This window comes from Thiohalomonas denitrificans (assembly GCF_016841685.1).
In the GTDB taxonomy this organism is placed as follows: domain Bacteria; phylum Pseudomonadota; class Gammaproteobacteria; order Thiohalomonadales; family Thiohalomonadaceae; genus Thiohalomonas; species Thiohalomonas denitrificans_A.
On record NZ_JAENYR010000150.1, the window covers coordinates 1 to 3,189 of the forward strand.

Annotated in this window: 3 protein-coding genes; all 3 read left to right on the forward strand. The window is 62.9% G+C overall.

Translation table 11 applies throughout. The annotated features are described in order from the left end of the window. The first annotated feature begins 552 nt into the window (after positions 1-552). A complete protein-coding gene (gene msrA / locus Q7L05_RS17205) occupies positions 553-1,203 on the forward strand; it encodes a peptide-methionine (S)-S-oxide reductase MsrA (RefSeq protein ID WP_303909519.1) in 651 nt (216 codons plus the stop codon). A 124-nt stretch (positions 1,204-1,327) separates the two neighbouring features. Next, positions 1,328-2,047 carry an ABC transporter ATP-binding protein gene (locus Q7L05_RS17210; protein ID WP_303909520.1) on the forward strand — a complete coding sequence of 240 codons (720 nt, stop codon included), beginning with the start codon at positions 1,328-1,330 and terminating at the stop codon, positions 2,045-2,047. Continuing rightward, a partial coding sequence (locus tag Q7L05_RS17215) for an FtsX-like permease family protein (protein ID WP_303909522.1) occupies positions 2,044-3,189 on the forward strand: 1,146 nt, incomplete at its 3' end. The genes Q7L05_RS17210 and Q7L05_RS17215, both read left to right, overlap by 4 nt.

Here is a 3,189-nt window from a genome sequence, read left to right on the forward strand (position 1 = left end):
TACATCCATGTAGGCGTCCTCGTAATGACAGCGGGGGCAAGTTCATCAGGAGGAGCCCCAGCGACGCGGCAATCTGGGGTTTTGGGAGCAGGAGATTACTTCGTCGCCGGGGCTCCTCGTAATGACAGCGAGGGCAAGTTCATCAGGAGGAGCCCAGGCGACGCGGCAATCCCGGGGGTAGAGAGATTACTTCGTTGCTTAGGCTCCTCCTGAAGAACTTCCCCCTTTCCATGCAGCCAGGGGTACGGAACAGGGCCGATGATGCCATTCCCTCCCCCTGTGGGGGAGGGCCAGGGAGGGGGTGATCTAATAGGCCGTGACCGTTTTCTTTCCCCCTCATCCTGTCCTTCTCCCTGAGGGAGAAGGGACCCTCGTTCGGCGCTCCGCTATGACGGCTGAAAGTTCGTCTTTGATTCGGGCCTGCGCAGCAGGGGGTACGGCTCGTAATGACAACGGGGGCAAGTTCTTCAGGAGGGTATATGCCCGGCCCGGAGAAAACGGGCGGATGTCCTGTGCCATAATTGGCGGGTAGTCCGCAATCCGGAGAGGTCAATGGCACTGTTTCCCAACAAGCAGGAAATTCCCTCACCCCAGGAGGCTCTTCCCGGTCGTGAAGAGCCGGTCCCGGTATCGGAAACCCATTACGTGAGCGACAACCGCATCGTCCCGCCGTTTCCCGAGGGAATGGAGCTGGCGATTTTCGGGATGGGCTGCTTCTGGGGTGCCGAGCGCCGCTACTGGCAGACCGAAGGCGTCTACTCCACCATGGTGGGCTATGCTGGCGGCTATACGCGCAATCCCACCTACCAGGAAGTCTGCAGCGGAAAGACCGCCCACGCCGAGGTGGTGCGCATCGTCTATGACTCGAAACGGGTCAGCTATGAGGATCTTCTGCGGCTCTTCTGGGAGGGCCACGACCCAACCCAGGGCATGCGCCAGGGCAACGACATCGGCACTCAATACCGCTCCGCCATCTACACCCATTCGGAAGCACAAATGCGGCTTGCACAGCAAAGCTGCGAACGCTACCAGGCAGCACTGAAGGAGGCCGGGTACGGCAGCATCACCACCGAAATCCGTGAGGCCCCGCCCTTCTACTACGCCGAGGACTACCATCAGCAGTACCTGGCCAAGAACCCCTCCGGCTACTGTGGACTGGGCGGAATCGACGTGCCTTATCCCGCGCCGCAGCCCGGGCTTTGATGCGGATGATGTCGGCCTTAAGGCCGACCTACAGGACCCGCGAAAACGGTGGTGCCCTGATTAGCGCAACAACGGCGGCTTCTTTCCGTATACTGAAGCAACTCCTACAAAAACCCCTGTCGCCGTGCCCGAGCTCACCTCCAACGTCGTTTTCCGCACCCAACAGCTGACCAAGACCTATCGTGTCGGCGAGGTGGAGATCCATGCTTTGCGCGGGGTCGATCTGGAGTTCTACGCGGGTGAGTTCGTGGTGCTGCTGGGCGCCTCGGGCAGCGGCAAGTCGACGCTGCTGAACATTCTTGGCGGACTGGACAGCGCCAGTTCCGGGCGGGTTTTCTACGGCGATACGGAGCTGACCCGCAGCGATGACGCGGCCCTCACCGCTTACCGTCGCGATTACGTGGGCTTTGTCTTCCAGTTCTATAATCTGATCCCCAGTCTCACGGCACGGGAAAACGTGGCCATCGTTACCGAGATCGCCCGTAATCCCCTCACGCCCGAGGAGGCGCTGGGGGTGGTCGGCCTTTCGGAACGGCTCGATCACTTCCCGGCCCAGCTCTCGGGCGGCGAACAGCAGCGGGTGGCCATCGCCCGCGCCATCGCCAAGCGCCCTGCGGTCCTGCTCTGTGATGAACCCACCGGTGCGCTGGACTCGAAGACCGGCATCGTGGTGCTCGAGGCGCTGCAGCGGGCCAACCGGGAACTGGGTACCACCACGGCGGTGATCACCCATAATGCCGCCATCGCTGCCATGGCCGATCGCGTCATCCACATTTCCGACGGGCATATCACCACCATCGAACGCAACGAGACCAAGGTCGAACCGGCGGAGCTCTCCTGGTGATCCGTGCCATCAACCGCAAGCTGCTGCGGGATTTCTGGGGCCTGCGCGGCCAGGCATTGGCCATTGCCATGGTCATCGCCGGCGGCGTCGCCACCTGGGTGATCTCCTACAGCACCATCGACTCTTTGGAATTGACTCAGAGCGCCTTTTACGAGGAGTACCGCTTTGCAGAGGTGTTCGCGCAGGTCAAACGGGCACCGGTAACGCTTGTGGAGCGCATCAAAGCCATTCCGGGTGTCGCCAGGGTGCAGGCCCGGACCGTGGGCGGCGCCACCCTGCAGGTGCCGGACTTCGGCGATCCAGTGACGGCGCAGACGGTCTCCATCCCCAACACCGGCCAGCCGGTACTCAACCAGCTCTACCTGCGTGAGGGGCGCCTTCCCGAACCCTTCGCACCGGGCGAGGCGGCCATCAGCGAGCCCTTTGCCGAAGCGCACGATCTGCGGCCGGGCGACACGCTGGAAGCCATCATCAACGGCAAACGACGCGAGCTGCGCATCAGCGGCATCGCCCTCTCCCCCGAATTCGTCTACCAAATCCGTCCCGGCGATCTGTTCCCGGATTTCGAGCGCTACGCCATCCTCTGGATGCGCGACGAGCCGCTCGCGGCCGCCTGGGACATGGAGCAGGCCTTCAATAGCGTATCCCTGACCCTGGAGCCGGGCGTCGACGAGAATCGGGTGATCGACCGGCTCGATCGGCTGCTGGAACGCTACGGCGGCACGGGTGCGTTCGGCCGTGACGACCAGCTCTCCCATGAATATCTCTCCCAGGAGTTGGCCGGACTGAAGGCCATGGCCCGCATCGTCCCGATCATCTTCCTCGGCGTGGCGGCCTTTCTGCTCAGCGTGGTGATCGGGCGCATCGTCGATCAGCAGCGGGACCAAATCGCGGTACTTAAAGCCTTCGGGTACAGCAACCTGCAGGTGGGCACGCACTACGTCGGCTTGGTGATGCTTTTCGTGGTGCTCGGTTCCCTGCTGGGGTTAGGCCTCGGTGCCTGGCTGGGACGCGGCATGAGCGGGATCTACAGCGATTTCTTCCGCTTTCCGTTCCTGCAGTATGTGCTGTCGCCCGGGGTGGTGGCCAGCGGCGTCGGCGTGGCTGTGGTCGCGGCGCTCATCGGCACGCTGCGCTCGGTG